Annotated in this window: 16 protein-coding genes; 11 read left to right on the top strand and 5 right to left on the bottom strand. The window is 70.7% G+C overall.

Features of this window, described 5'->3' with window-relative positions:
• Nucleotides 1–294: 294 nt before the first annotated feature.
• Nucleotides 295–885: a helix-turn-helix domain-containing protein gene (locus ACIHIX_RS31225; protein ID WP_399961976.1), complete on the bottom strand. Its 591-nt coding sequence runs from the start codon at nucleotides 883–885 to the stop codon at nucleotides 295–297.
• On the opposite strand from ACIHIX_RS31225, the gene ACIHIX_RS31220 reads away from it, so the two are divergent.
• The 6 genes from ACIHIX_RS31220 to rbsD all read left to right on the top strand — a co-directional run bounded on the left by ACIHIX_RS31220 (nucleotide 884) and on the right by rbsD (nucleotide 7,459).
• The gene (locus ACIHIX_RS31220) at nucleotides 884–1,405 is read left to right on the top strand and encodes a GNAT family N-acetyltransferase (protein ID WP_399961974.1); all 522 of its coding nucleotides are present in this window, start codon (nucleotides 884–886) and stop codon (nucleotides 1,403–1,405) included. The genes ACIHIX_RS31225 and ACIHIX_RS31220 overlap by 2 nt on opposite strands.
• Nucleotides 1,406–1,611: 206 nt before the next feature.
• On the top strand, nucleotides 1,612–2,649 hold the full coding sequence (locus ACIHIX_RS31215) for a LacI family DNA-binding transcriptional regulator (protein WP_399961972.1): 1,038 nt from the start codon (nucleotides 1,612–1,614) through the stop codon (nucleotides 2,647–2,649).
• Nucleotides 2,646–4,169 (top strand): sugar ABC transporter ATP-binding protein, encoded by a 1,524-nt coding sequence (locus ACIHIX_RS31210; RefSeq protein ID WP_399961970.1) that lies wholly within the window; start codon nucleotides 2,646–2,648, stop codon nucleotides 4,167–4,169. The genes ACIHIX_RS31215 and ACIHIX_RS31210 overlap by 4 nt, the downstream gene beginning before the upstream one ends.
• Complete coding sequence (locus ACIHIX_RS31205; protein WP_399961967.1) at nucleotides 4,159–6,096, top strand: substrate-binding domain-containing protein; 1,938 nt, start codon at nucleotides 4,159–4,161, stop codon at nucleotides 6,094–6,096. Before ACIHIX_RS31210 ends, ACIHIX_RS31205 begins: the two co-directional genes overlap by 11 nt.
• Nucleotides 6,097–6,164: 68 nt before the next feature.
• Nucleotides 6,165–7,067, top strand: a complete 903-nt coding sequence (locus ACIHIX_RS31200) for a ribokinase (RefSeq protein WP_399961965.1) — start codon at nucleotides 6,165–6,167, stop codon at nucleotides 7,065–7,067.
• Nucleotides 7,064–7,459, top strand: coding sequence for a D-ribose pyranase (rbsD, locus tag ACIHIX_RS31195; protein ID WP_399961963.1), 396 nt, complete (start codon nucleotides 7,064–7,066; stop codon nucleotides 7,457–7,459). The genes ACIHIX_RS31200 and rbsD overlap by 4 nt, the downstream gene beginning before the upstream one ends.
• A gap of 349 nt (nucleotides 7,460–7,808) precedes the next feature.
• Here the strand turns inward: rbsD and ACIHIX_RS31190 are convergent, their stop codons facing one another.
• Nucleotides 7,809–8,915: a TIR domain-containing protein gene (locus tag ACIHIX_RS31190; protein WP_399961961.1), complete on the bottom strand. Its 1,107-nt coding sequence runs from the start codon at nucleotides 8,913–8,915 to the stop codon at nucleotides 7,809–7,811.
• Nucleotides 8,916–9,073: 158 nt separating this feature from the next.
• Here ACIHIX_RS31190 and ACIHIX_RS31185 point away from each other — a divergent pair, with 158 nt between their 5' ends.
• The 5 genes from ACIHIX_RS31185 (at nucleotide 9,074) to ACIHIX_RS31165 (ending at nucleotide 18,131) form a co-directional block, all read left to right on the top strand.
• The gene (locus ACIHIX_RS31185) at nucleotides 9,074–10,369 is read left to right on the top strand and encodes an FxsB family cyclophane-forming radical SAM/SPASM peptide maturase (RefSeq protein WP_399961959.1); all 1,296 of its coding nucleotides are present in this window, start codon (nucleotides 9,074–9,076) and stop codon (nucleotides 10,367–10,369) included.
• A 264-nt stretch (nucleotides 10,370–10,633) separates the two neighbouring features.
• Nucleotides 10,634–11,914 (top strand): FxsC protein, encoded by a 1,281-nt coding sequence (gene fsxC, locus ACIHIX_RS31180; protein ID WP_399961957.1) that lies wholly within the window; start codon nucleotides 10,634–10,636, stop codon nucleotides 11,912–11,914.
• Entirely contained in the window at nucleotides 11,911–15,828 is a 3,918-nt protein-coding gene (fxsT, locus tag ACIHIX_RS31175; protein WP_399961955.1) for an FxSxx-COOH system tetratricopeptide repeat protein, read from the top strand. The genes fsxC and fxsT overlap by 4 nt, the downstream gene beginning before the upstream one ends.
• A gap of 58 nt (nucleotides 15,829–15,886) precedes the next feature.
• Nucleotides 15,887–16,885 (top strand): hypothetical protein, encoded by a 999-nt coding sequence (locus ACIHIX_RS31170; RefSeq protein WP_399961953.1) that lies wholly within the window; start codon nucleotides 15,887–15,889, stop codon nucleotides 16,883–16,885.
• A gap of 37 nt (nucleotides 16,886–16,922) precedes the next feature.
• Nucleotides 16,923–18,131: a hypothetical protein gene (locus ACIHIX_RS31165; protein WP_399961951.1), complete on the top strand. Its 1,209-nt coding sequence runs from the start codon at nucleotides 16,923–16,925 to the stop codon at nucleotides 18,129–18,131.
• A gap of 18 nt (nucleotides 18,132–18,149) precedes the next feature.
• Here ACIHIX_RS31165 and ACIHIX_RS31160 read toward each other — a convergent pair whose 3' ends face one another.
• From ACIHIX_RS31160 to ACIHIX_RS31150, 3 genes are read right to left on the bottom strand one after another with little or no spacing between them, the layout of a single operon-like run.
• Nucleotides 18,150–18,947, bottom strand: a complete 798-nt coding sequence (locus ACIHIX_RS31160) for a sugar phosphate isomerase/epimerase family protein (protein WP_399961997.1) — start codon at nucleotides 18,945–18,947, stop codon at nucleotides 18,150–18,152.
• Between the two features lie 32 nt (nucleotides 18,948–18,979).
• Nucleotides 18,980–20,134, bottom strand: a complete 1,155-nt coding sequence (locus tag ACIHIX_RS31155; RefSeq protein ID WP_399961949.1) for a dihydrodipicolinate synthase family protein — start codon at nucleotides 20,132–20,134, stop codon at nucleotides 18,980–18,982.
• The gene (locus tag ACIHIX_RS31150) at nucleotides 20,131–21,282 is read right to left on the bottom strand and encodes a Gfo/Idh/MocA family protein (protein ID WP_399961947.1); all 1,152 of its coding nucleotides are present in this window, start codon (nucleotides 21,280–21,282) and stop codon (nucleotides 20,131–20,133) included. Before ACIHIX_RS31150 ends, ACIHIX_RS31155 begins: the two co-directional genes overlap by 4 nt.
• Nucleotides 21,283–21,441 lie beyond the last annotated feature (159 nt).

Here is a 21,441-nt window from a genome sequence, read left to right as displayed (position 1 = left end):
ATTCGGACGCGGGTCCGGAAGCGGGTCCAGATTCGGGCGCGGGTCCGGAAACGGGTGCAGATCCGGGCACGGGTCCGGAAACGGGCGCGGGTCCGGAAACGGGCGCGGGTCCGGAAACGGGCGCGGGTCCGGAAACGGGCGCGGGTCCGGAAGCGGGTCCAGATTCGGACGCGGGTCCAGATCCGGGCGCGGGTCCAGATCCGGGCGCGGGTCCGGAAGCGGGTGACCCTACCGGGTCAACGGTGACGCGGGGGGCCGTCGACGCGCGGCGTCGCGCGGGGCGTATCGGTCGCCTCATGGCTGCGGGTGCCGGGCCAGGACGACGACGTAACGGCATTCGGTGTCGGTGTCGTTGACGAAGGTGCGCGGGGCCGGTTCGCCGAGTTCGATGGTGTCGCCGGAGTGGAGGCGGTGCACCAGATCTCCCTCGTGGAAGGTCAGTTGACCGTCGAGGACCCACACCAGCTGCCGGATGAACGCGAACGCCGCCGCGGGGTAGGGGACTTGGGCCCCGGCGGGCAGGCGGATCTCGGCGATCTCCGTGGGGAAGCGGGGGCTGGTGATCTGGCGGCGCCGGTAGCCCGTCTCGGGGTCGCGCCACACGGCCGCGTCGGCCTCCCGACGCACCCGCTCCCCCTCGTCCGCGACCGCCGCCTCGCCCTCCGCCGACGCCAGCAGCGAGGACACGCTGAGCTGGAACGCGGCCGACAGCTTGCCGAGGACGACCGCCGTGGGGCTGCTCTCCTCCCGTTCGATCCGGCTGATCATCGCCTGGGAGACTCCGGAGGCCTCGGCGAGCTGCGCCAGGGTCCAGCGGCGGCGCTCCCGCTCGGCACGCACGCGTGCGGCGATCTGGCGCACCAGAGGATCTACTATGTTGGACATGAATCCAATATACGAGACGTCCACCACGGGCGTGACCGTACGCCCGGCGCTTGCCGGGGACGCCGAGGCGGTCCGTGAGATCCGCAATCACGCGATCGAGCACTCCACGGCCCTGTGGACCGACCGGACCCTGTCCGCCGCCGAGGGCGCGGCCTGGCTGGCCGCCCACCTGGAGCGCGGCTCCGCGTTCGTCGCCGAGGCCGCCGGCGAGGTGGTGGGCTTCGCGACGTACGGGCCCTGGCGGGAGAAGGAGGGCTACCGCCACACCGTGGAGAACTCGGTCTACGTCCGCGAGGGACGCCACGGCCTGGGCATCGGCTCCGCGCTGCTGGACGCCGTCATCACCTCGGCCCGCGCGGCCGGCCATCACGTGATGGTCGCCGGGATCGAGGCCGGGAACAGTGCGTCGGTCCGGTTGCACGAGCGGTACGGGTTCGAGCATGCGGGGACGGTCCGGGAGGTCGGCATCAAGTTCGGGCGGTGGCTGGACCTGACGATCATGCGGCTGCCACTGAGCTGAGCACCCCTTCCCCACGAGCACCCCTTCCCCACGAGCACCCTTTCATCACGAGCACCCCTTCATCACGATCCGGTCTCAGAGGTCGGGCGGGGGCTTGATTAACTGCCGTGTAATCGATTCCAATCCTCCGTACACGCCGATGTAATCGATTCCATGAACCGATTGCCCGGCTGATCACGATCGATCCACAAGGAGGTGGAACGGCGATGGCGAGCATCAAGGACGTGGCTGCCGAGGCGGGAGTGTCCGTCGCCACGGTCTCGCGCGTCCTGAACGACCATCCGTCGGTCAGCGCCGACGCACGCACACGCGTGCTGGCCGCCGTGGCAGCGCTGGGCTACCGCCCGAACGCCGTCGCCCGTTCGCTGCGCACCGACCAGACCCACACCCTCGGCCTGGTCATCAGCGACGTGCTCAACCCGTACTTCACCGAACTGGCCCGCTCCGTCGAGGAGGAGGCCCGCGCGCTCGGCTACAGCGTCATCATCGGCAACGCCGACGAGCGGCCCGACCTCCAGGACCACCACGTACGGACGCTCCTTGACCGCCGTATCGACGGCCTCCTGGTCTCCCCCACCGACGGCGGCTCCCCGCTGATGCTGGACGCCGCCCGCGCGGGGACGCCGATGGTCTTCGTGGACCGGTGGATCCCGGGCGTGGACGTACCGGTCGTCAGGGCCGACGGACGGGCCGCCGTCCGGGACCTCGTCGCGCATCTGCACGCGCTCGGGCACCGCCGGCTCGCGATCATCGCGGGCCCCGCCGCCACCACCACCGGCAGCGAGCGCGTCGAGGCCTTCCGCGAGGCCCTCGCCGAGTACGGCATCCCCCTCCCGGACGCCTACATCGGACAGGGCGACTTCCAGGCCGAGAGCGGGCGGCGGGTCACCGAGGGATTCCTCGACCTGCCCGAGCCGCCCGAGGTCGTGTTCGCCGCCGACAACCTGATGGCGCTCGGCGCACTGGACGCCGTCCGCGCGCGTGGGCTGCGGGTCCCCGAGGACCTCGCGCTCGCCGCGTTCGACGACATCCGCTGGTTCGTGCACACCGATCCGCCGATCACCGCGATCGCCCAGCCCACGGACGAGCTGGGGCGGGCCGCCGTGCGCGCGCTCGTCGACCGCATCGAGGGCCGGGAGCCGCGGTCCGTCACCCTCCCCGCCCGTCTCGTCGTACGCCGCTCGTGCGGCGAGCAACCGGCTTCCCCCGAGCCGGCCCCCGTACAGAACAGGAGCACGTCGTGAGCAACCCGGACGAGTTGCTGCGCATCGAAGGCATCCGGAAGACCTTCCCTGGCGTGGTCGCGCTGGACGGCGTCGACTTCGACCTGCGCCGCGGCGAGGTGCACGTCCTCCTCGGTGAGAACGGCGCGGGCAAGAGCACCCTCATCAAGATGCTCTCCGGCGCCTACACGCCCGACGAGGGCCGCATCCTGGCGGCCGGCGCGGAGGTGCGCATCCAGGGTGCGCAGGACGCCGAGCGCCTCGGGATCGCCACCATCTACCAGGAGTTCAACCTCGTCCCCGACCTGACGGTCGCCGAGAACATCTTCCTGGGCCGCCAGCCGCGCCGCCTCGGCATGATCGACCGCAAGCGGATGGAGGCCGACGCCGAGGTCCTGCTCGCGCGCGTGGGTGTCGACGTGTCGCCCCGCGCGCGGGTGCGCGAACTCGGCATCGCCCGCCTTCAGATGGTCGAGATCGCCAAGGCGCTGAGCCTGGACGCGCGCGTGCTGATCATGGACGAGCCGACCGCGGTGCTCACCTCCGAGGAGGTGGAGAAGCTCTTCGCGATCGTGCGCACGCTGCGCGAGGACGGCGTCGGGATCGTCTTCATCACGCACCACCTGGAGGAGATCGCCGCCCTGGGCGACCGGGTCACGGTCATCCGGGACGGAAAGTCCGTCGGGCAGGTCCCCGCCTCCACCCCGGAGGACGAGCTCGTGCGCCTCATGGTCGGGCGGTCCATCGAGCAGCAGTACCCGCGTGAAGTGCCCGAGCAGGGCGCCGCGCTGCTGACCGTCGAGGGGCTGACCCGGGACGGCGTCTTCCACGACGTGTCCTTCGAGGTCCGCGCCGGTGAGGTCGTCGGAATCGCGGGGCTGGTCGGCGCCGGGCGGACGGAGGTCGTGCGCGCGGTGTTCGGCGCCGACCCGTACGACCGGGGCGCGGTGCGGGTCGCCGGGGCCGCGCTGAAGCGGCATGACGTCAACGCGGCCATGGCGGCGGGCATCGGGCTGATCCCCGAGGACCGCAAGGGCCAGGGGCTGGTCCTCGACGCGTCCGTGGCGGAGAACCTCGGCCTGGTGACGCTGCGCTCGGCCACGCGCGCGGGGCTCGTCGACCTCAAGGGGCAGCGGGAGGCCGCCGCCCGGATCGCCGGTCAGCTGGGCGTGCGGATGGCCGGACTGGGCCAGCACGTAAGGACGTTGTCCGGCGGCAACCAGCAGAAGGTCGTCATCGGCAAGTGGCTGCTCGCCGACACCAAGGTGCTGATCCTCGACGAGCCGACGCGTGGCATCGACGTCGGCGCGAAGGTCGAGATCTACCAGCTGATCAATGAACTGACCGCTCAAGGTGCGGCCGTGCTCATGATCTCCAGCGATCTGCCCGAGGTCCTCGGCATGAGCGACCGGGTCCTGGTCATGGCCCAGGGCCGGATCGCCGGTGAACTCCCCGCCGACCAGGCCACGCAGGACGCCGTGATGGCGCTCGCCGTCAGCAACCCCAACACCCTTGAGAAGGAGGCCCCTCGTGGCCACTGACACGCTCAAGAGCACGACGGGCGCCTCAGGGCTGCGCCGCCTGCTCCTCGACAACGGCGCGCTGACCGCGCTGATCGTCCTCGTCATCGCGATGTCGGCGCTGTCCGGCGACTTCCTGACGACGGACAACCTCCTGAACGTCGGCGTCCAGGCGGCCGTGACCGCCATCCTCGCCTTCGGTGTGACCTTCGTGATCGTCTCGGCGGGCATCGACCTGTCGGTCGGCTCGGTCGCCGCCCTGTCGGCCACCGTCCTCGCCTGGAGCGCCACGTCGCAGGGCATGCCGGTGGTCCTCGCGGTACTGCTCGCCATCGCGACCGGCATAGCGTGCGGCCTGGTCAGCGGCTTCCTGATCTCGTACGGCAAACTGCCGCCGTTCATCGCGACGCTGGCCATGCTGTCGGTGGCGCGCGGTCTGTCGCTGGTGATCTCGCAGGGTTCCCCGATCGCCTTCCCGAGCTCGATCTCCCATCTCGGTGACACCCTCGGCGGCTGGCTGCCGGTGCCCGTGCTGGTGATGATCGGCATGGGTCTGATCACGGCGTTCGTGCTCGGGCGGACGTACATCGGCCGTGCGATGTACGCGATCGGCGGCAACGAGGAGGCGGCCCGTCTCTCCGGTCTGCGGGTGAAGCGGCAGAAGCTCGCGATCTACGCGTTCTCCGGTCTGTTCGCCGCGGCCGCCGGCATCGTCCTGGCCTCCCGCCTCTCCTCCGCGCAGCCGCAGGCCGCGCAGGGCTACGAGCTCGACGCGATCGCCGCGGTCGTCATCGGTGGGGCGTCGCTGGCCGGTGGTACGGGCAAGGCGTCCGGGACGCTGATCGGCGCGCTGATCCTGGCGGTGCTGCGCAACGGCCTCAACCTGCTGTCCGTGTCGGCGTTCTGGCAGCAGGTGGTCATCGGTGTCGTCATCGCGCTGGCGGTTCTCCTGGACACCGTCCGCCGCAAGGCGGGTGCGACGCCGGTGGCGGCGGGGACGGGCGGCAACAAGGGCAAGCAGGCGATGACCTATGTGCTCGCGGCCGTGGTCGCCGCGGCGATCGTGGGCGCCACCTCGCTCCTGCACAGCGGCACCTCGGAGGCGAAGAGCCAGAAGATCGGTCTGTCGCTGTCGACCCTCAACAACCCGTTCTTCGTGCAGATCCGCGCCGGAGCGCAGGCCGAGGCGAAGAAGCTGGACGTGGACCTGACGGTCACCGACGCGCAGAACGACGCCTCGCAGCAGGCCAACCAGCTGGAGAACTTCACCAGTTCGGGCCTCGGCACGATCATCGTCAACGCCGTGGACTCCGACGCGGTGACCCCGGCGGCGAAGGCCGTCAACAAGGCGGGCATCCCGCTGGTCGCCGTCGACCGCGCCGTCAACAACGCGGACACCGCCGCCCTCGTCGCCTCCGACAACGTGGCCGGCGGCAGGCTCGCCGCGAAGGACCTCGCCGAGAAGCTGGGCGGCAAGGGGAAGATCGTCGTCCTCCAGGGCCAGGCGGGCACCTCCGCGAGCCGGGAGCGCGGCGCCGGTTTCACCGAGGGACTCAAGGCCTACCCGGGCATCGAGGTCGTCGCCAAGCAGCCCGCCGACTGGGACCGCACCAAGGGCCTGGACGTCATGACCAACCTGCTCCAGGCCAATCCGGACGTCGACGGTGTCTTCGCCGAGAACGACGAGATGGCGCTCGGCGCGATCAAGGCGCTCGGTTCCAAGGCCGGAAAGTCCGTCCAGGTCATCGGCTTCGACGGAACCGAGGACGGCCTGAAGGCCGTCAAGGCAGGCACGCTGTACGCGTCGGTGGCGCAGCAGCCGGCGGAACTGGGCAGGATCGCCGTGCAGAACGCGGTGAAGGTCGCCGAGGGCGACAAGGTCGAGAAGTCGGTGATGGTGCCGGTGAAGGTGGTCACGAAGGAGAACGTGGCCGACTTCGCGGGCTGAGACCAAGGCCGGCGGGCGCTCGTCACGGGCGCCCGCCGGCTCACGTCATCTCATAGGGGAGCAACTTCATGTACGACTACGACCTCCTGGTCGTAGGGTCGGCCAACGCCGACCTGGTGATCGGTGTCGAGCGCCGGCCGGCGGCCGGGGAGACCGTGCTCGGCTCCGACCTGGCCGTCCACCCGGGCGGCAAGGGCGCGAACCAGGCGGTCGCGGCCGCCCGGCTGGGCGCGAGTACGGCCCTGCTGGCCCGGGTCGGCGACGACGGCCATGGCCGGCTGCTGCTGGACTCGCTGCGGTCGGCCGGGGTCGACACGGTGGGCGTGCTGGTCGGCGGGGCGCCGACGGGGGTCGCGCTGATCACCGTGGACCCGTCCGGGGACAACAGCATCGTCGTCTCACCGGGCGCCAACGGCCGGCTCACGCCGGAGGACGTGCGCGCGGCGAGCAGCCTCTTCCATGCCTCGCGAGTGGTGTCGGCGCAGCTGGAGATCCCGCTGGAGACGGTCGTGGCGGTGGCGTCGAGCCTCGCGCCGGACAGCCGTTTCGTGCTGAACCCCTCTCCGCCGCGTCCGCTGCCCGCCGTGCTGCTGGCGGCCTGCGACCCGCTGATCGTCAACGAGCACGAGGCGAAGGTCATCCTCGGCGACTCGGCGATCGGCGACGACCCGGAGGACTGGGCTCGCATCCTGCTGGCGAAGGGCCCGCGGTCGGTGGTCGTCACCCTGGGCGCGGAGGGCGCCCTCGTGGCGTCCAGGGACGGGGTGAGCCGGGTGGCGTCGGTCAAGGTCGACGCGGTGGACACGACGGGCGCGGGCGACGCGTTCACGGCGGCGCTGGCGTACCGGCTGGGGACGGGGGCCTCATTGCCTCAGGCGGCGGCGTACGCGGCCCGGGTCGGGGCGGCGGCGGTGACGAGGGAAGGCGCGCAGGTGTCGTTCCCCACGGCCGAGGAGGTCGACGCGCTGTGAAGAAGGCGGGCATCCTCAACCGTCAGCTGTCCGGTGCGCTGGCCGAGTTGGGGCACGGCGACGGGGTGCTGGTCTGCGACGCCGGTATGCCGATACCGGACGGCCCCCGCGTCGTCGACCTCGCGTTCCGGGCCGGGGTGCCGTCCTTCGCGGAGGTGCTGGACGGGCTGTTGGCCGAGCTGGTCGTGGAGGGCGCGACGGCGGCGACGGAGGTGCGGGACGCGAATCCGGCGGCGGCGAAGCTGCTGGCGGGGCACTTCGACGGGGGCGCCCTGGAGTTCGTGTCGCACGAGCGGCTGAAGGAGCTGTCGGCGGGGGCGCGGTTGGTGGTGCGCACCGGCGAGGCCCGGCCGTACGCGAACGTGCTGCTGCGGTGCGGGGTGTTCTTCTAGGTCGTGTCTTTCGGATCAGCCCGACTCGGAGCGACGGTGCTGAACCGGTGCCGGTGAGCGGGGCTTGGTGCGTGCAGCTGCAAGGCGGAGGAGGGAGTCGACGCGGAGCGTCGGCGACCGACGACAACGCGGCAGATGGGCGTGCCAAGCCCCGCGGCCCCGGGATGATCCGAAAGACACGGCCTAGCCGTACAAGCTTCGAGGGGGCCTGGTCCGTCGACCAGGCCCCCTCGGCTTTCCCCTCCAGTCAGAACCCCCGCGATCCCCCCAGATCCCCTCCCCAGAAGTCCTGATGCCATGTACGACCCGCGAGGTGGGGGGAGGGTTGCACGGCCGACAGGAATTTTTTTCAGGACGGTGGCCGGGGGCCGCGTTTCAGGTAGCGGACCAGGGCGTCCAGGTCGGGAGCGCCCGTCTCGGGGGCGATGTGCCAGTGCGTGGCGGAGGCCGAACCCGGGAAGCCCGGGAGGGCCTCAGGGCCGTAGCTGGGGAAGAGAACCCAGAGGATGCGCTTCTGCCACGTGGCCGGGTGCTGGTACACGTAATCCAGGATGTAACTGGCCTCCCAGGTCGCTCCCAGCCCTACGCCCGGCTCCTCCTCCTGCCGCAATCTGCGCCGGTACGCGGGTGAGGCCACCCCGATGATGAAGTCCGCCGGCTCCAGTTGCCCGTCCATCCACCGCAGCCAGATCTGCGGTTCCTCGGACGCCTCCGCATCCGTCCTGACGTCGATGTCCTGCCGCCGCAGCAACGCGGCCAGGGACCGGACGTCGTCGTCGTGCCCGGGCTGGTCGTCGGCGTGGGCGTAGGAGAGGAACACCCGGGGCGGACGCACCGGTTCGGGCGGTGGCTCCGGCGGCTCGGCGGTTCTCTGCCCGGGCACCGTGACGGGCACGGAAGCGGGCTCGGGCAGGAGGCCGTCGTCGGGTGACAGGACGGGGACCGCCGCCCGGTGGCCCTCCCGTACCTGGGCGGCCAGGGCCCGCAGCGCCCGCCGGTAGGCGGTTGACTGCCGGCCCTGTTTGCGTACCACCGTGTAGAGGCCGGACTCGTTGTAGTCGTCGTAGGCGTCCAGCCTGTCCCCGTCGAGTCGCGGTGCCCAGGGCCGGCCGGGCGGCGGGATCCGGACCGGGCGCCAACGGACCAGCACCCGCGCGGGGTTGTCGTGCGGTCGTCCCTGCTCGGGGACATGGCCGAGTCTGCGCTGGAACACCGCCCAGTCCCGCCGGCACTCCTCGTCCTGGTAGTAGGCGGGAGAGCAGAGGACGACCAGGACACCGGCCTCGGCGACGAGCGCACGGCGTTCCCCGGCGGTCAGGGTGTCGTCGCAGGCCCGGGCGACGATCTTGCGGCCCCCGAGCAGCCTGCCCACCTCCACGGCGAGATCGTCCTGGAATCGGGCCGCGTACCCCCGGTGGTCGGCGGCCGTGAAACTCGTGACGAAGTAGCTCGCCATGGGCAACCCCTTTCACTTTCCTTTGTTCCCGTTCCCCCCGGTCAGGCGGAAGAGCGGCGAACATTGGCCAGTTGACGCCTCGCTGCACGTAAAGCGCCCTGCTTACGGTGGGCGGGGGACTCTCATCACCGTGCAGCCGATCGTTTCGACGGGCATGGATGCGGCTGCCCCGTGGGAGGAATCGGGGGGCGGAGATGAACAGTCTGCATGACAGTACGTCGGTCCGCAGCGTGCCGGACAGTGCTCGGCGAGGCCCGACGTGGAATGACTACTGCCCGCCTCCTGGTCATTGGCCAATGCCTCGTCTTTCCGTCACCAAAGACGGACGGACGCGCCTTGCCGCCCTCGACCAATTCACCGTGAAGCTGCACAGCAGATGCAATCTCGCGTGTGACTACTGCTACGTCTACGAATTACGTGACACGAGTTGGCGTGAGCAGCCCCGGATCATGCCGGGCCCGATACGGGAAAAGGTGGCGGACCGCATCGCGGAACATATCCGCCGGCATGGTCTGGAACGGATCAGGGTCATCCTGCACGGTGGTGAACCCCTGCTCGCCGGCGAGGCGGTCATCGACGAGTTCGCCGCCTCGGTCCGCCGGTCGGCGCGGGCGGCGGGCGCCGTGGCGGAGCTCGCCGTTCAGACCAACGGCACCCTGCTCTCGGAGGCCGTGCTGAAGGTGCTGCACCGCCATGAGGTGCGCGTCGGCATCAGTCTCGACGGGGCCGCGGAGACCCACGACCGCCATCGGCATCGGCGCGGGAACGGCGGCTCGGCAAGGGGCAGCCACGCCGAGGTGAGCGCGGCGCTGGAGCGGCTCGGCTCGCCGTGTCATCGACGGTTGTTCGGTGGCCTGCTGTGCACGGTGGACCCCACCGCCCCGCCCCGGCAGACGTACGACGCCCTTGCCGCACACCGCCCGCCCGCCGTCGACTTCCAGCTGCCGCACGCCACTTGGGACTTCCCGCCGGCCGGCGCCGGCAGCTCGCGCGCGCCGTACGGCGACTGGTTGTGCGAGGTCTTCGACCACTGGACGGACACCGGCCGCGCGGTGCCGGTGCGGCTCTTCGAGTCGGCGCTCACCCTGCTGCGGCACGGCTCCGGCAGCAGCGCCGAGATCCTCGGCCTGCTGCCCGCGGCCGTCACCGTGATCGAGACGGACGGCAGCCTGGTGTGGGCGGAGTCCCTCAACGCCGTGGCCGATCGCGCCGCACACACGGGTGCGAACGTATTCAGCCATTCATTCGACGATCTTCTGGCGTTACCACGTGCCCCCGAAACCGGAATCGGAACTCTTTGTTCCAGCTGCCGGTCCTGCGCGCACGTCGACATCTGCGGCGGCGGACTGCGCACTCATCGGCACAGTGCGCGGCGCGGATTCATGAATCCATCGGTGTACTGTCTGGACCTCACTCGGCTCATCCGGCACATACGCCGACGAACCGGCCACTGAACCAGCATGTACATTCCTCCGAAATCGAACATCGATCAGTAACGCGCCCGGAATTTCCGGCCACTCCAAGGGGACCCGAGAGAGATGTCCCGGTTTCAAACCGGCTCCCAAGCGGGCAAAACTGCTTATCATAGGGCTGAATTGACACCGCCGCGTGGAAACACGCCGTCCCATCAACCGACCGGTGTCAATTCAGGCGATCGGGGGTGCGACGGACCATCGTCTAGCGGGAGGCTGGTCCCTTGGGGGGTTGCTGTGGGGCCGTTGTTCTACACCAGCTATGCCAGTTCGACCGGCGACAGAGGGCCGGTCCAACGGTTCCACTTCGATGTCCAGAACGAGATCCACACCCTGCTCGGCCGCCTCTCCCGCCATGAGGGCCGGCTCCAGCGCCCCACCCCCTCCCCCGGCCCCGACCCGTCCGTCCTCACCTGTCGCTCGCTGCTGGTCCTGTACTCCGCCGACTATCTGACGGACCGTCGGTGCGCCCTGGAGTGGTCCGTCTTCCGTGAGCGCATGGAGCGACGGCAGTGGCTGACCGGGCACCACTCGGACGCGCTGATCGGGGTGCTGTGGCGCACCGACGCACTGGTCCTGCCCCAGGAAGTCGCCGACACCGGCCAGTTGCTGGAGGACGTCGAGGACGGATACCAGGGTCCGGGCGTGGCAGGACTGCAGGACGACACCGGTGCCCGACAGCGCTACCGGGCCCTGGTGCGCCGGGTCGCCGAGCGCTTGACGCGCGCCGCGCGCATCCCGCTGCCCGCCATGACCGAGCAGGACGGCACAGCGGTGAAGCCGTGTTTCGGGCCGGACCGGGAGCGGTTCGTGGCCCGTCACCAACCGCCGCCCCCGCCTCCGGTCGCCGAGCTCCGACTGGTGCTCGTACTGCTCGCCGGGACCCGGGACGGCATGGAGCGGCTGCGCGAGTCCGCCGACTGCTACGCGGAGACCGCCGAGGAGTGGCGCCCCTTTTGGCCGCACAGCGACGAACCGGCCGCCGGGATCGCCGGCTGGGCGGCCCGCGAGCGCGGGGTCGACCGGCTGACCGTCGTCACCCTGGACGGCGTCGGGCAGGAAGAGCTGTCCGAGGTCGCCGATGCGGCGGTGGTCGTGGTGCTCGTCGATCCCTGGATGACCGGCGATTCATCCTTTTCGGTGCACTGGGAGCGGCTGGCGCGCTCGGGGGCCCGCGTCTCGGCTGTCATCAGTGTGTTGCCGCGACAGGACCGCGAGACCCGGCGCGCGTCGGGGAGGCTGCGCGAGGCCCTGGCCCGGACGCCGGCCCGCGATCTGGGCGCGTCGCACCACGAGGCGGGGTCGCCGGAGGCGCTGTCACTGGCCATGGCGGCGGTGCTGGCGGACGCCCACACGGATGCCGAGGAGGGGGAGGCCCCGCCACACAGAGCGGACGAACCACTGCTGGAGACCGCTGGGGAGCGGCTCGCCCGCAGACAGCAGGAACGGGCCGGCTGGCTCAGGCGCAGAGAACCCTGGCCACCGCTGGTCACGAGAGCACCCAGGGAATCATGGGGCGGGGGATGAGTACGACCGTTCGACAGACGAGAGTCATCACGTTCTACGCGGCCAAAGGGGGAACCGGCCGCACCATGGCACTGGCCAACATCGCCTGGATCATGGCCAGTCACGGCAAGAAGGTGCTCGTCATCGACTGGGACCTGGAAAATCCCGGTCTTCACCTGTACTACGCGAAGTACCTCACGGACCCGGACCTGAGCACCGGCGACGGCATCCTGGACATGTTCTCCGCCTTCGCCACCGCCGGCCAGCAACCGCTCACCGAAAACCTGCGCGCCCTGCACCCGGAGCACGCGGCGTTCGACATCTACGACGTCGACGTCAGATACGCGTTCCCGAACGGCGGCGAGCTGTACTACCTCAGCCCGGGCCATCTCGACGGCGACATCGGCGCCGCGCGGCACAAGGCGTTCGACTGGTCCCAGTTCCAGCACACCCCCGACGGGCGGGAGTTCCTCGCCGCGCTGCGGCACCGGATGACCGGCAGCAAGTACGACTACATCCTCATCGACAGCCTGACCGGCTTCGCCGAGGACGCCGCCATCTGCACCCTCGCCCTGCCGGACACCGTCGTCCTCGGCATCAACCTCGACCGGCAGTCCGTGGAGGGCGCCCGCGACATGGCCCGTCGCGTGTACGCCCACTCCCGGCCCATCGGCCTGCACGTCCTGCCCCTGCGGGTGGACAGCACCACCGACGCGACCCGCGTCGAGCGCGCGGTCACGGCCGCCCGGGCCGCGCTCGACGAGTTCCTGGACGTCGGCGACGAGGACGCCCTGGAGACGTACTGGCAGGAGGTCCGGCTCCCCTACCAGGCGCAGTTGGCCCTGGGCGAGGAACTCGCGGTCATGACCCAGGACCCGAACCTCCCGTACACCCTGCTGCACGCCTGTGTGAAGGCCGCCCGGCGGATCACCGACGGCGAGGTCGACTCCTTCCAGCGGGTCCCCAAGGAGCACCGGGAGGAATACACCCTCTGGCGGGCGCGCAGGGAGCGGGACGTCCCCCGACTGACCGCGACCGTCCTGAACCACCCCGACGACCAGCTGTGGGCCGACTGGGCCGCCGAACAGCTCACCGCGGCCGGCATCCAGGTGAAACCGGACGCCGTCCCCTGCCCGGAGGACCCGCTGGAGCCCGGCGAGGTCAGCGGACCCGACACCGACTACGTCATCGCCCTCCTCTCCAAGCACCTGGAGGGCACCACGGCCGGCGACCGCATCGCGCGGCTCACCGAGGACGCTCCGGTAGACGGCACCCCACGGCCCAAGAAGGTCGGAGTGCGCATCAGTTCGGCCCCGCTGCTCGCCCTCTTCGACTGGCCGGACGCGGTCAACCTCGCCGGGCAGACGGAAGAGACCGCGCACCGGGGGCTCCTGTCCCGCTTCGCCCGGGAGATCGGCACCGCGCCCTTCGCCCCGGCGGAGCACACCAGGTTCCCGGGCACACAGCCACGGGTGACGAACCTGCCCATGCGCAACACCCACTTCGTCGGGCGCTCCAGAGAACTCACCGAACTGCGCCGCGAGTTGACCTTCTCGCCGGGCGAGCACACGGCCCCGCGGGTGCTGTGGGGCGTCATGCGCGGGGCGGGCAAGTTCCAGGTGGCCCTGGAGTACGCCCACCGGTTCGCCTCCCAGTACGACCTGGTCTGGCATGTCCCCGCGACCAGCGAGGACGGCATCAGGGCCGCACTGCGCGAACTGGCGGCGCGGCTCAACGCGGCGCTGCGCGGCACGCGTGACGGCGACGATCCCGAGGCCCTGCTGCACGATCTGCGGACGGGCGAGTACTGCCCTCGCTGGCTGCTCGTCTTCGACGGGGCGGAGAACAGCGCGGCCGTCGAACGGTTCCTGCCGACCACCGGTCCCGGCCACATCCTGATCACCTCCCGCACCCCGGAGTGGCCGCCCGGCTACGAGGTCCAGCGGATCGACCCGTTCACCCCGGAGGAGAGCCTGGCCCTGCTGGAGAGGGGGCTGTGCGCGGCAGATCCCGCCGCTCTCGGGCGGCTCGCCGAGCGGTTCGGGCATCTGCCGCAGGTCCTCACCTCGGCGATCAGCGTGGTGGAGGCGTACCCGTCCCAGATCGACCGATTCATCGCCCGGCTCGACAGCCTGGAGGGCGCGGCCCAGGCCGAGATCATGCCGGAGTACGGCACCATGGGGACCCTCTACCGCGGTATCTACGCGGACCTCTCCCGCAACCACCCCGCCGCCGCACGGCTGTTGGAGCTGTGCTCCTTCCTGTCGCCGGACGGTGTCGGCATGATGGTCGTCGAGTCGAAGGGCATGACCAGACTGCTGGCCCGGCTGGACGAGAGCCTCCAGGACGAACTCCGCATGCGGACCGTCGTGAACCGCCTGGCCCGCGCCACGCTGGCGGTCGTGGACCAGTCCAGCGAGCGGCTGATGGTCAACCGTGTCATGCAGGACCTGGTACGCGGTTGGATGGACGCCGAGAAGCGGGAAGAGACCCGGCGCGAGGTCCTGGCGGTGCTGGCGTCCATGGTCCCCTCGGACCTGAAACGCCACCAGCCGCGGTACCGGCCCGTGTTCGCCGAACTCGACCGGCATCTGGAGGCCTCGGGAGCCCCCGACAGCACGGATCGCGACGTACATCGCTGGCTGATCAGCCAGGCCTATCACCGGCGCGTCACCGAGCGCTGGGTCGAAGCACGGCAATTGGGCGAACGCGCCCTGGAACGCTGGCGCCCGGAGTCCGGCCCGGTCCCCTTGGAAGTCCTGCGCATGGAGTCGGAGGTGGCCTCCGCCTGCCGGGAGGCCGGCCGGTACGCGTGTGCGCTGCCCTTGTCCAAGCACGCGTTCGAGACCCTGAACGAGCGGGACGCCAGGGACGTCTACACCCTCATGGCAGCGCGGGGCTACGCCGCCGACCTGCGCGCCGCCGGAGAGTTCCGCAAAGCCTTCGAGCAGGACCAGGCGACCTACCGGGGGCTCGTCGAGGAGATCAACAAGGAACACGGAGCCACCCTCGACGCCTCCAACAACCTCGCCCTGTCGAAGTTCTACATGGAGACCGTCAAGGCGGCCGTCGAGCTGGACCGCGAGACCCACACCATCCGCCTCCAGCAGTTCGGCGAGGACGACTTCCGGCCCTGGCTCTCCTTCGCCAACCTCGGTACCTACTTCCGGGAACTGGGCGATCTGGAGTCCTCGGAGCGGTACCTGGTCCGCGCCTGCGAACGCTTCCTCAAGCTCACCGGGAAGACTTCCCACCATCATCTGGGCGCGCTGGCCAGCCTGGGCATGACGATGGTCCGCAAGGGCGAGATCAAGAACGGCCGGGAACGGCTCCAGGACGCGCTGCGCGGCTTCCGGGGCCAGTGGGGCGACCGTTATCCCCGCACCATGGCCTGCGAGTTGTCCCTCGCCATCGGGCTCAACGCCGCCGGTTCGCCGTCCGACGCGTTGCGCCGCACGCAGGAGGTGTACGAGCGCTACAAGAGCGTCTTCGGCGAGAAGCATCCCTTCACCAGCATCTGCCTCAACAACATGGCCGTGTATCACCTCGCGTCCGGGGACCCGGAGGCGGCACGCTCCTGTCTGCAGAAGGCGGTGTACCAACTGGAGACGGTGTTCGGCCGCGAACACCGCTATCCACTCGCGGCACGCCTGAACCAGAGCAACTGCACGCATGTACTGGGGAGGGACACCTCCACCGAGGACATCGGCATCCACGAGGACTGCCGACAGCCGACGGCATGGGGGGAGCGGCATCCGGTGACCCTGAAAGCACTGGCCAACCGGCTTTCGTCGACAACGGACGGCGACCGCGGACTGCGGGCAATCCTCGACCGGAGTGTCTCCGAACTACCTGAGCGGCACCCGCTCAGGGCCGTGCTGCTCGCCGCCCCCTACCAGCGGGCGGGTGTGGATCTGGAGGTGCAGGATGTCTGACCCTCTGGGTGCCACGGCGCAGACCACTGTCCGCTTTCCTTCCGGGGAGACACCGCCGATGACCCGACTCGCCGAGCAGCTGCGGGAGTTACTGCGCCACGACGGCCTCGCGCATCTGGTCCTCTACGACGGCGACACGGCGACCGTCGCCCTGGACGCCACCACCGCGCATTCCCCCGCCCTGTCCCAGGATTCCCATGAACACGAGCGGGCCGGGCGACAGATCTACTACCTCCTGGAGGAACTCCAGCCCGATTTCAACGCGTTGCGCACCGGCGCGCTCATTCGCACCGTATTACGCGTGCCCTCGGGCGCCGTTCTCTATTACCAGGTGGAACCCGGATTCCATCTCTATGCGGCCACCTCGGAAAGGGAACGCCTGGACGAACTCGACGCGAGTATGGCCGAATGCGCCAATCGCCTTCGGCTGCCCGCGCGTTACAGTCCGCTGAATTACGGCTCCTGGTTCAACACCGATTCCTGGGCGCTGCTGACCGAACCCGAACCAGAACCCGCCGAGGCGGGGACCCTGGAGGAATCGACCGTCCCTGCCGAACCGCCACTGGACGAAGACCCGCCGGAAACGCCCGCCGCGCCCGTCACGGCGCGGGACATCCATGTACGGCGCCCGGAAACCGCCGTACCGCAGCCCGCGACCGAGGAGTTGCTCCGGGAGGCGCTGGACGTGCGCGGGCTGCACTACATCGCGTACCACCGGTCCCCGGGCACGGCGTGGGTTCAGGACATCTTCGGCCATACGGCGCTGGACGACTTCTTCCGGGTCCGCACTCCGGACCAGCGGCGCGAACGCTACGCCCGGATGAGCCGGCTGCTGCCCGGGGTCGCCGGGCGGATGAACCTGTCGCTGCGGGCGATCCTGGGCGGGGAACTGGTCCAGCTCGTCCTCGATGTGGAGCAGGGGGCGGTGTACTTCCACACGCTGTCCGAAGGCCGCTATCTCATCGGGGTGACGCTCGATCAGTCGCGGGTCACGGCGGCCGACCACCGGCTGGCCCGGCTGGCGAAGGAACTGCCCCCGGACGGATCCAGCGACTGACCCGCGGCGGCTCGGGCCGGCCCGGAAGGAGTGATGCGTGGAAGCCCCAGTCGGCCTCTCAGGGCGTGACCACGCCCTTCTGCGCGCGCTGGGCCTTCCCCTGTTGCTGCCGCTCTCGCTCGCCGGTGCGGGGCTCGTCGTCGGCCAGTGGCTGACGGTGCGGCCCGAGGGCGGCGGCGGCATGTACGGCCACCTCACCGCCGGGCTCCTCGCGATCGGCCTCTACGGCAGCGCCGGCGGCGTGGGGCGTCCCGAGAGCCGGGGGGACGTGTACCGGATCGTCGTCGCCATCACCTTCGGCGTGGTCGTCAAGGCGGCCTTCATCGCCGGGGTGTTGTGGCTGGCGTTCCGGGGAGAGCCGGAGTACCTGGTGCTGGCCGTGGCGATGGCGCAGATCGATCCGCTGTCGGTGTCGGCGATGCTGGAGTCCCGGGACCTGTCGCCACGCGCGAAGTCGCTGCTGGCGGCATGGGCGTCGTTCGACGATCCGGTGACCACGGTGCTCGTGGTGATCCTGGGCTCGATGGTGCTCAGCGACACGGGGAGCATCGCCTCGGGGGCGACGACGTACGCGCAGACGCTGGTCGGGAACGCGGTGCTGCTGGTGGCGGCGGCCGGGGTGTGGCTCCTCGTGCGGCAGCCGAAGGCGCGGCGGGACGAGCCGGTCGGGCCGCGCCGGGCGGTGCTCCAGGTCGTCGCACTGCTGGGCCTCCTGACCGTGGCCACCTGGAAGTTCCTGATGCTGGGGCTGGCGGTGGCGGCGTTGTTCTTCCGTCCGGCGCTGGGGCGGTGGCTGGGGCGGGCGACGAACCTGGCGCTGTGGGTGGCCACGTTCCTGCTGGGGATGCTGCTGGCCGAGGGCGCCGACTTCCGGGTGGGTGCCGTCCTCGGGGTCGCCACGTTCCTGGCGCAGGTGCTGGTCGGGGCGGTGGTGACCCTGGGTTTCCCGGCCCGCGACCGGGTCTCGTTGTCCCTCAGCCAGCAGAACGGCATCACGGCGATCATCCTCGCCCTGCTCCTGGAACCCGCCCTCCCCCAGGCCGTCGCCGTCATCGCCCCGGCGATCCTCGTCGTGAACCTGCTGCATCTGGGGTCCAACGCGCTGCGGGACCGGTTCCGGCTCACCCGGGAGGAGTCCGCGGGCCGCACGGCGAGCGTGGCGGGCACCGGCGGGCGGGCCTCGGTCCCGGGCGCACCGGAGGCCCTGGGCGCGGGCAAGGAACCACCCGCGCCCAGGGCCTCCTGAGCGCAACCGCGGCGAGGGTCAGTCCGTGTGCTCCACGAACCGCGCCGCCGTCTCCGCCAGCACCTCCCGCCCGTCCCGCGCCCACAGCGCGTCGTTGAACAGTTCCACCTCGATGGCGCCGGTGTAGCCGGCCGCCTCGACGTAGCCCTGCCACTCGCGCATGTCGATCGCGCCGTCGCCGACCTGGCCGCGGCCGTTGAGGACCCCCTCCGGCAACGGGGTGGTCCAGTCGGCGAGTTGGAAGGTGTGGATACGGCCGCCCGCGCCCGCCCGGGCGATCTGCGCGGGGGCGTGGTCGTCCCACCAGATGTGGTACGTGTCCACCGTGACGCCGACCTGGTGCGCCGGGAAGCGTTCGGCGATGTCCAGGGCCTGGGCGAGGGTGGAGACCACGCAGCGGTCGGAGGCGTACATGGGGTGGAGCGGCTCGATGGCCAGGCGTACGCCGTGCTGCTCCGCGTACGGTCCCAGCTCGGCGAGCGCGTCGGCGATCCGTTCCCGGGCGCCGTGCAGGTCCTTCGATCCTGCGGGCAGGCCGCCGGAGACCAGGACCAGGGTGTCCGTGCCGAGGGTCGCCGCCTCGTCGATCGCCCGGCGGTTGTCGGCCAGGGCCGCCGCCCGCTCGTCCGGGTCGATCGCCGTGAAGAAACCGCCTCGGCACAGGGTGGTGACCGTCAGGCCCGCGTCGCGGACCAGTTTGGCGGTCGCCTCGACGCCGTACGACTGGACCGGCTCCCGCCACAGGCCCACGTTGGTGATGCCCGACTCGGCGCAGGCGTCGGCCAGTTCCGGCAGCGACAGCTGCTTGACCGTCATCTGGTTGATGGAGAAGCGGGAGAGGTCGCCGGTCACTGGGTCACTCCGTACATCGCGAGCAGGTTCTTCATGCGCTCCTCCGCCAGCTTCGGGTCCGGGAACAGGCCCAGGCCGTCGGCGAGTTCGTAGGCGCGGGCGAAGTGCGGCAGGGAGCGGGCCGACTGCAGGCCGCCGACCATGGTGAAGTGGCTCTGGTGGCCGGCCAGCCACGCCAGGAACACCACGCCCGTCTTGTAGAAGCGGGTCGGGGTCTGGAAGAGGTGGCGGGAGAGTTCGACCGTGGGGTCGAGCAACGCCCTGAAGCCCGGTACGTCGCCCGTGTCGAGGACGCGGACCGCCTCCGCCGCCAGCGGGCCCAGCGGGTCGAAGATGCCGAGCAGGGCGTGGCTGAAGCCCTGCTCGTCGCCCGCGATCAGCTCGGGGTAGTTGAAGTCGTCGCCGGTGTAGCAGCGGACGCCCTGCGGGAGCCTGCGGCGGATGTCGATCTCGCGCCGCGCCTCCAGGAGGGAGACCTTGATGCCGTCGACCTTGTCCGGGTGGGCCGCGATGACCTCCAGGAAGGTGTCCGTCGCCGCGTCCAGGTCGGACGAGCCCCAGTAGCCCTCCAGGGCCGGGTCGAACATCGGGCCGAGCCAGTGCAGGACGACCGGCTCGGTGGCCTGGCGGAGCAGGTGGCCGTAGATCTCCAGGTAGTCCTCGGGGCCGGTGGCCGCCGCGGCGAGGGCGCGGGAGGCCATCAGGATGGCCTGGGCGCCGGACTCCTCCACCAGGGCGAGCTGCTCCTCGTAGGCCGCGCGGACCTCGGCCAGGGTCGCCGGGCCGGTGAGCTGGTCGGTGCCGACGCCGCAGGCGATGAGGCCGCCGACGGACCTGGCCTCGGCGGCGGACCGGCGGATCAGCTCCGCGGCGCCCGCCCAGTCCAGGCCCATGCCGCGCTGGGCGGTGTCCATCGCCTCGGCGACACCGAGCCCGTGGGACCACAGGTGGCGGCGGAAGGCGAGGGTGGCGTCCCAGTCGACGGCGGCGGGAGCGTCGGGCGTGGTGTCCGCGAAGGGGTCCGCCACGACGTGCGCCGCCGAGAAGACCGTACGGGAGGTGAAGGGCGTGCCCGTCTTCACCTCGAACGGCTCGGTGCGGGGCTCGTACGCCCTGAACCCGCCCTGGAAGTCGGGGAGTTGGATCGTCACAGCGAGATCTCCGGAACGTCGAGACGGCGGCCCTCGGCGGAGGACTTCAGGCCCAGCTCGGCCATCTGCACGCCGCGCGCACCGGCGAGCAGGTCCCAGTGGTAGTCGGCACCGGCGTAGACGTGCTTGAGGAAGAGCTCCCACTGGACCTTGAAGCCGTTGTCGAACTCCGTGTTGTCCGGGATCTCCTGCCACTGGTCACGGAAGGAGTAGGTGGCGGGCAGGTCCGGGTTCCAGACCGGCTTCGGCGTCGCGCTGCGGTGCTGGACCCGGCAGTTGCGCAGCCCGGCGACCGCCGAGCCCTCCGTGCCGTCCACCTGGAACTCGACCAGCTCGTCGCGGTTGACGCGCACGTCCCAGCTGGAGTTGATCTGGGCGACGACACCGCCCTCGATCTCGAAGATGCCGTAGGCGGAGTCGTCGGCGGTGGCGGCGTACGGCTTGCCGTCCTCGTCCCAGCGGGTCGGGACGTGCGTGGTGGCCAGCGCGTTCACCGAGGTCACGCGGCCGAACAGCTCGTGCAGGACGTACTCCCAGTGCGGGAACATGTCGACGACGATGCCGCCGCCGTCCTCCGCGCGGTAGTTCCACGACGGGCGCTGTGCCTCCTGCCAGTCGCCCTCGAAGACCCAGTAGCCGAACTCGCCGCGCACGGACAGGATCCGGCCGAAGAAGCCGCCGTCGATGAGCCGCTTGAGCTTGAGCAGGCCGGGCAGGAACAGCTTGTCCTGTACGACGCCGGACTTGACGCCCGCCTCGCGCGCCAGCCGGGCCAGCTCGATGGCGCCTTCGAGGCCCACCGCGGTCGGCTTCTCGGTGTAGACGTGCTTGCCGGCGGCGATGGCCTTCTTGAGGACCTCCTCGCGGCCCGAGGTCATCGCGGCGTCGAAGAAGATGTCGACGCTGCCGTCGGCGAGGACCTCGTCCACGTCCGTGGACCAGTGCTCCAGACCGTGCTTCTCGGCGAGCGCCTTCAGCGCGTGCTCGCGGCGGCCGACCAGGATCGGCTCCGGCCACAGCACGGTGCCGTCGCCGAGGTCGAGGCCGCCCTGCTCGCGGAGGGCCAGGATGGAGCGGACCAGGTGCTGGCGGTAGCCCATGCGCCCGGTCACGCCGTTCATGGCGATACGCACCGTCTTGCGTGTCACGTCGATCCCTTCGTAGGCGTCGTACGCAGCGTGCGCTGCGCATTCCGTACGCGGTTGTGCGCGCCGCGTACGCCTCGACTGGTGAGCGATACAGCAAGCGCTTTCTATCTATGAAGAAGCTAGCCTCTGACCAGCGGTCTGGACAAGACCGTGACGGGG

Origin of the sequence: Streptomyces sp. NPDC051913 (assembly GCF_044593635.1) — a bacterium.
Taxonomy (GTDB): domain Bacteria; phylum Actinomycetota; class Actinomycetes; order Streptomycetales; family Streptomycetaceae; genus Streptomyces.
Note: the sequence above shows the minus strand (reverse complement) of the source record. Positions and strands in the feature narration are given on the sequence as shown.